Here is a 7365-nt window from a genome sequence, read left to right as displayed (position 1 = left end):
CGCCTTGCTCGATTTGTTACTAAACAAATGACATATTATTGAAAGAAGTTATTATGAAGAACAAACAACAGTTTATTGCTCTTGAAAGCTTCGGATGATTAGTATTACTCGACTTTGATCTCACAACCTTTACATCTGTAACCTATCAACGTAGTAGTCTGCTACGGTCCTATATGGAATTCTCATCTCGTGGCTAGTTTCGCACTTAGATGCTTTCAGCGCTTATCTATTCCCAGCGTAGCTACTCTGCAATGCCCCTGGCGGAACAACAGATTCACTAGAGGCTAGTCCAACCCGGTCCTCTCGTACTAAGGTCAGCCCCACTCAAAATTCCTACGCCCACAACAGATAGGGACCGAACTGTCTCGCGACGTTCTGAACCCAGCTCGCGTGCCACTTTAATCGGCGAACAGCCGAACCCTTGGGACCTTCTCCAGCCCCAGGATGTGACGAGCCGACATCGAGGTGCCAAACCTCCCCGTCGATATGAGCTCTTGGGGGAGATCAGCCTGTTATCCCCAGCGTACCTTTTATCCTTTGAGCGATGGCCCTTCCATGCAGAACCACCGGATCACTATATCCGTCTTTCGACCCTGCTCGGCTTGTTTGCCTCACAGTCAAGCAAGCTTATGCTATTGCACTCCTCATACGGTTACCAAGCGTATTGAGCTTACCTTTGAAAGCCTCCGTTACCTTTTTGGAGGCGACCACCCCAGTCAAACTACCCATCAAACAATGTCCCTAGACTAGCCAGGTTAGACACCGAATACAAAAAGGGTGGTATTTCAACGTTGACTCCACAACACCTAGCGATGCCACTTCATAGTCTCCCACCTATCCTACACATCCTGTATCCAATGTCAATGTTAAATTGTAGTGAAGGTGCATGGGGTCTTTCCGTCCCGTTGCGGGTACCCGGCGTCTTCACCGGGACCACAATTTCACCGAGCTCATGGCTGAGACAGCGCCCAGATCGTTACACCATTCGTGCAGGTCGGAACTTACCCGACAAGGAATTTCGCTACCTTAGGACCGTTATAGTTACGGCCGCCGTTTACTGGGGCTTCGATTCAATGCTTCTCCTTGCGGATGACATCCCCTCTTAACCTTCCAGCACCGGGCAGGTGTCAGGCCTTATACTTCATCTTTCGATTTTGCAAAGCCATGTGTTTTTGTTAAACAGTCGCCTGGGCCTTTTCACTGCGGCTGATATTGCTACCAGCGCCCCTTCTCCCGAAGTTACAGGGCCATTTTGCCGAGTTCCTTAGCCATGATTCACTCGAGCGCCTTAGAATTCTCTTCCCGGATACCTGTGTCGGTTTGCGGTACGGGTTTTTATAACCTGAAGCTTAGCGGTTTTTCTTGGAAGTCTGATTACCTGCACTATCCACGCCCCCGAAGGTTTGCGGTACTATCAGCGTTCAGCAAGACCGGCGGATTTGCCTACCAGTCCTATACCTACAGCCTTCAACGATCTATTCCGTCAGATCGCGGCAGTGTCACTACTCCGTCCCCACATCGCAGTTATAAAAAGTACGGAAATATTAATCCGTTGTCCATCGAATTTCCCCTTCGGGTTCTCCTTAGGCCCCGACTAACCCTGATCCGATTAGCGTTGATCAGGAAACCTTATCCTTTCGGCGGGCAGGTTTCTCGCCTGCCTTATCGTTACTTATGCCTACATTTGCTTTTCCAGAAGCTCCAGCACAACTTACGTCATACCTTCGCTGCCGCTGGAATGCTCCCCTACCGTAATATTAATATTACCCATAGCTTCGGTGTACAATTTTATGCCCGTTTATTATCCATGCCCGATCGCTCGACTAGTGAGCTGTTACGCACTCTTTAAATGAATGGCTGCTTCCAAGCCAACATCCTAGCTGTCTATGCAATCGGACCTCGTTAGTTCAACTTAACTGTAACTTGGGGACCTTAGCTGATGGTCTGGGTTCTTTCCCTCTCGGCGCGTGACCTTAGCACCCCGCGCCTCACTGCCGTGTATATTAAATAGCATTCGGAGTTTGTCTGGATTTGGTAGGATTTGACTCCCCCGCACCCAATCAGTAGCTCTACCTCTATTTAACTCTACCACGACGCTGTTCCTAAAAACATTTCGGGGAGTACGAGCTATTTCCCAGTTTGATTAGCCTTTCACCCCTACCCACAGATCATCCGGAAACTTTTCAACGTTTATCGGTTCGGTCCTCCAGTACGTGTTACCGCACCTTCAACCTGTCCATGGGTAGATCACAAGGTTTCGCGTCTACCTCCCCTGACTATACGCCCTATTCAGACTCGCTTTCGCTTCGGATCCGTGTCTTAAACACTTAACCTTGCCAGAGAAGAGTAACTCGTAGGCTCATTATGCAAAAGGCACGCCGTCACGCCACCTGGACGCTCCGACCGCTTGTAAGCACACAGTTTCAGGTTCTATTTCACTCCCCTGTTCGGGGTTCTTTTCACCTTTCCCTCACGGTACTGGTTCACTATCGGTCTCTCAGGAGTATTTAGCCTTACCGGATGGTGCCGGCAGATTCCCACAAGGCGTCTCCGACCTCGCGGTACTCAGGATACTACTAGACTAATGGTACTTACGTGTACGAGGCTCTCACTCTATATTGCCAGGCTTCCCATCCTGTTCCACTTCATTGCATTATAATCATATCGTAGTCCTACAACCCCACTAATGCCGTAACATCAATGGTTTGGGCTCTTTCCCGTTCGCTCGCCACTACTTAGGAAATCATTATTATTTTCTCTTCCTCTGCTTACTTAGATGTTTCAGTTCGGCAGGTTTGCGTACATTGTACAACTAGTCTTCAACTAGCTAGGTTTCCCCATTCAGAAATCTCCGGATCAATTCATATTTGCTAATCCCCGAAGCTTATCGCAGCTTATCACGTCTTTCATCGCCTCTGAGAGCCAAGGCATCCCCTGTGTGCTCTTAATTACTTTCTTCTCTCCATACCCTTTTGCGCATATGGAAATGCTTTTTTTGATTGTTGTTAAAAGAATAAAGATWATTGATCATGAACAACGACCGAAGTCTTCATCCCTTTTCTTTCCTCTTTTGTCCTTCAAACAACGTCTCTATTGTTGTTTGCTCTTCTTTTTTAACTTCTTCCAATATGTCAAAGAACTTTTCTATCCCGGGTTGCTTTCCTTTCGGTTKGCTYCCTATTTACGTGCCTTTTGTAACAGACACCGGTGATGGTGGAGAATAACGGAGTCGAACCGTTGACCTCCTGCGTGCAAGGCAGGCGCTCTAGCCAGCTGAGCTAATCCCCCTTAGAATATATAATGTAGTCCCGAGCAGATTTGAACTGCTGACCCCTACATTATCAGTGTAGTGCTCTAACCAACTGAGCTACGGGACTATTTGTTTTTCATTCCGACGGTATTTGAGTACTGATTTCTCATTTCACAAATCCTTGTCTTTACTCCTGCAAATACCTTCGCTTAGTTGAAACACTATGTGATGTTTCATCCTATGGGTTTTTCTTTTGAGATTTTACTGTCATTTATATCATTTAGCATAGCAAGTAGTCGGAACTACTCCAGAAAGGAGGTATTCCAGCCGCACCTTCCGGTACGGCTACCTTGTTACGACTTAGCCCCAGTTATCGGTTTTACCCTAGGACGCTCCTTACGGTTACATACTTTAGGTACCCCCAACTTCCATGGCTTGACGGGCGGTGTGTACAAGGCCCGGGAACGTATTCACCGCGTCATTGCTGATACGCGATTACTAGCGAATCCAACTTCAAGAGGTCGAGTTGCAGACCTCTATCCGAACTGTGAATGGCTTTGTGAGATTCGCATACTGTTACCAGCTAGCTGCCCTCTGTACCATCCATTGTAGCACGTGTGTAGCCCCGGACGTAAGGGCCATGATGACTTGACGTCGTCCCCTCCTTCCTCTCTGTTTGCACAGGCAGTCTGTTTAGAGTCCCCACCTTAACGTGCTGGCAACTAAACATAGGGGTTGCGCTCGTTGCGGGACTTAACCCAACACCTCACGGCACGAGCTGACGACAGCCATGCAGCACCTAGTTTCGTGTGATTGCTCACTCATCTATCTCTAAATGATTCACTAACTTTCAAGCCCGGGTAAGGTTCCTCGCGTATCATCGAATTAAACCACATGCTCCTCCGCTTGTGCGGGCCCCCGTCAATTCCTTTGAGTTTCACCCTTGCGGGCGTACTCCCCAGGTGGAATACTTAACGCTTTCGCTTAGCCGCTAACTGTGTATCGCTAACAGCGAGTATTCATCGTTTAGGGCGTGGACTACCAGGGTATCTAATCCTGTTTGATCCCCACGCTTTCGTGCCTCAGCGTCAATCACACCATAGTAAGCTGCCTTCGCAATCGGTGTTCTGTGACATATCTATGCATTTCACCGCTACTTGTCACATTCCGCCTACCTCTAGTGTATTCAAGCTCATCAGTATCAAGGGCACTGCGATGGTTGAGCCACCGTCTTTCACCCCTGACTTAATAAGCCGCCTACGCACCCTTTAAACCCAATAAATCCGGATAACGCTTGGATCCTCCGTATTACCGCGGCTGCTGGCACGGAGTTAGCCGATCCTTATTCCTTCGGTACATTCAGCWYAYTACACGTAATRWGGTTTATTCCCGAATAAAAGCAGTTTACGACCCAGAGGGCTGTCTTCCTGCACGCGGCATGGCTGGTTCAGAGTTGCCTCCATTGACCAATATTCCTTACTGCTGCCTCCCGTAGGAGTCTGGTCCGTGTCTCAGTACCAGTGTGGGGGGTCATCCTCTCAGATCCCCTAGTCATCGTCGCCTTGGTGGGCCGTTACCCCGCCAACTAGCTAATGACACGCATGCCCATCTTAATCCTATAAATATTTGAACATTGGATAATGCTATCCTGTGTTTTTATGCGGTGTTAATCCGAATTTCTTCGGGCTATCCCCCTGATTAAGGTAGGTTGCATACGCGTTACGCACCCGTGCGCCACTTTCCTTAGTAGCAAGCTACCAAGTATCGTTCGACTTGCATGTATTAGGCCTGCCGCTCTTATTCTAATTATATTGTCTAGTTAGATTCTGACTTGAAAAAATAGCTTTGGTTTTCATGTACTTTGAAACTGTACTATCTTACCTCGCTATGCTTTATAAATGACATCTCTTTAATGAACTTCTCGAATCACCTCACGGATCTTCTTTATATTTCTTCGTTTATTATTCTTCAGTTTCGTTTCGGTCTTAATGTTCCGAATCTCAGTTTCAAATTTTTAACGTTTCAATCTTTTTTATTCTGTTAACAAACTCCGTCTGGTAACTCCCGTTCTGTTTGGGATTGCAAAGGTAGAAATATAATCTCATTATGCAAACCTAAATGCACTATTAGTCCCTTCTAACCCATAACTACCTACAACACAACCAGAAAAATTACAAGCTATTTCAAAAAGCCAGATCAAGAAGTCAGCGTGACAACAAAAACATATATATAAGTAATATATATATCTATCACTCTGTTTAAAGAAACATATAACAAGGGGGCAACAGGGAACGAACAGGGACTTAACAGGGGGACAACAGGGACAAATCCCCTTAAACCCCATCGTTTGTACCTATGAAGTACGGGTGACTTACATGCTTGTCTTAAACCCTGCCAGAGACATAGCTATATAACCCCCTATCCATGGCAAGATCACTTAGTAATCAGCCAATTCGCATGACTTTTATGCAGTCAATTACAATTATTTTTAGAAAGGCAGCATTCAACTTTCAAACAGAGCGTCCGAAAATCTTTAAAAGAGTAGGAAAAACTAATAGTAAGCCTATAGAAACATCCATTTAAATTATCAATTAAGAGACATTAGCTTTCAACTGATTAAAACGCTATGCGCTCCTCCCTTTCACGAACAATCACGTGATCAAAAATTAACATTTGTCTTAAAATTAATTTAATCCCATTAATTTATGAAAAAGTTATTATTTGTTTTATTCCTAACTTTTGCCTGCTCAAGTATTTATGCTCAGATAAAAGCAAATATGCCTAGCGCACCAGTATATTCTAACGGCGAGTCTTACGGTTATTATATTGACGAAATACCAGGAGCAGTTTCGTATGTATGGTCGGTTGAGGGCACTAGCGGAGCCATAATTTGGACCATGCCCTGGGACGAAAAAATGGTTGACCTTACCTTTTCACGCCCGGGCTATTCTCATATATACTGTACGGTTACAATGAGCGATGATTCCGTGGAAGTCTATCAGTACGATACAGGTGCTTCTGATGAATAAAAACAAGAAACTAATTTAGTAATAGGCCGCCTCATAAGTCAAATTATGGGGCGACCAATATTTAATAATTAAGGAAATCCTATTTTTTTATGCCAATGGTGATTCATATGGTTATTATGTGGACAATGTACCAGGAGCATACTCTTACGAATGATCCATAGAGGCTTTAGGTGACTACACCATTTATCCCGCTGGGGACAGATGGATTGATGTCATCTTTTCAGACCCTGGCAGCTATAGAATAATCTGCCTTGTTACGCGGAGCGACTTTTCAGAAGTCACTTACACACTGGGCGTAACAGTTACCCAAGAACCAACTAGTTTTAAATATTGATTATAATATGTAAATTCAAAATCAATTAATTAACTCTAAATCAATCAATATGAAAACAGATTTCAAAATCCTATTGCTACTGGTACTTTTAACAACCTCGGCTTTTATGCTTGGCTTTAAGCCAGATTTACGCACGAGATTAAAGACAGAAACATCCAAAACACTAGTGGATGAAAGTATTACGGTTTATACAAGTGCCATTACCGGGGCAAATGACGTAGAGGTCCTTTTTTATCGTACAGGACCAGAGGCTGGCCAGGGTGAAATAACGATTACCTATTCTGTTAGATTTAATGAAGGTAATTCGCAAACTTACACTAAAGTGATGGCCTCTGGAGAAACCGAGAGTACTGACCATATACAGGGGCCAAACCCAACTGCATTTGCTGAAGTAACTGGTTATAGTTGGACGTATTAAAAATACTCAACAACCTTTTAATGACGTCACTGTAAAATCGAGTAGGAAGGTAATCATTATTTGATTACCTGTCCCCTCACACCACCGTACGTGCCGTTCGGCATACGGCGGTTCATTAAACATAAACAGCTTTAGGGGCTACTATTTCTTTAAGACTTAGTAGCCCTTGTTTCTTTAAAAATGCGTTGTTAAGCGTCCTGGTCAGGATCGGACTATGCACCGTTCTCCAATAGCCTTTACGAGTATTTCCCCATTGATAGGCTTGATAGGGTTTTACCCCTAGTTTCTCAAGCTGCTTAACACGAGTTTTTACCTGTTTCCATTGAACCCAGTA

2 protein-coding genes, 2 tRNA genes, 2 rRNA genes and 1 pseudogene are annotated in these 7365 nt (G+C 45.0%); 2 read left to right on the top strand and 5 right to left on the bottom strand.

From position 1 onward, the window contains the following. Nucleotides 1-79: 79 nt before the first annotated feature. The 4 genes from FBD94_RS25715 to FBD94_RS25700 form a co-directional block, all read right to left on the bottom strand. Nucleotides 80-2958 (bottom strand): 23S ribosomal RNA (locus FBD94_RS25715). Nucleotides 2959-3211: 253 nt separating this feature from the next. Beyond that, a tRNA-Ala gene (locus tag FBD94_RS25710) sits at nt 3212-3288 on the bottom strand. A gap of 15 nt (nt 3289-3303) precedes the next feature. Beyond that, a tRNA-Ile gene (locus tag FBD94_RS25705) sits at nt 3304-3377 on the bottom strand. A gap of 184 nt (nt 3378-3561) precedes the next feature. Continuing rightward, a 16S ribosomal RNA gene (locus FBD94_RS25700) occupies nt 3562-5074 on the bottom strand. Together the 16S and 23S rRNA genes with 2 tRNA genes alongside form the textbook arrangement of a ribosomal RNA operon. 881 nt (nt 5075-5955) lie before the next feature. Here FBD94_RS25700 and FBD94_RS25695 point away from each other — a divergent pair. After that, the gene (locus FBD94_RS25695; RefSeq protein WP_136882340.1) at nt 5956-6279 is read left to right on the top strand and encodes a hypothetical protein; all 324 of its coding nucleotides are present in this window, start codon (nt 5956-5958) and stop codon (nt 6277-6279) included. 383 nt (nt 6280-6662) lie between these two features. After that, nucleotides 6663-7031: a hypothetical protein gene (locus FBD94_RS25690; protein WP_136882339.1), complete on the top strand. Its 369-nt coding sequence runs from the start codon at nt 6663-6665 to the stop codon at nt 7029-7031. Between the two features lie 115 nt (nt 7032-7146). On the opposite strand, the pseudogene FBD94_RS26075 reads toward FBD94_RS25690, so the two are convergent. Further along, nucleotides 7147-7365 (bottom strand): annotated as a pseudogene (locus FBD94_RS26075) (hypothetical protein); the annotation flags it as partial.

This window comes from Pedobacter hiemivivus (genome assembly GCF_005144565.1).
In the GTDB taxonomy this organism is placed as follows: Bacteria; Bacteroidota; Bacteroidia; order Sphingobacteriales; family Sphingobacteriaceae; genus Pedobacter; species Pedobacter hiemivivus.
Note: the sequence above shows the minus strand (reverse complement) of the source record. Positions and strands in the feature narration are given on the sequence as shown.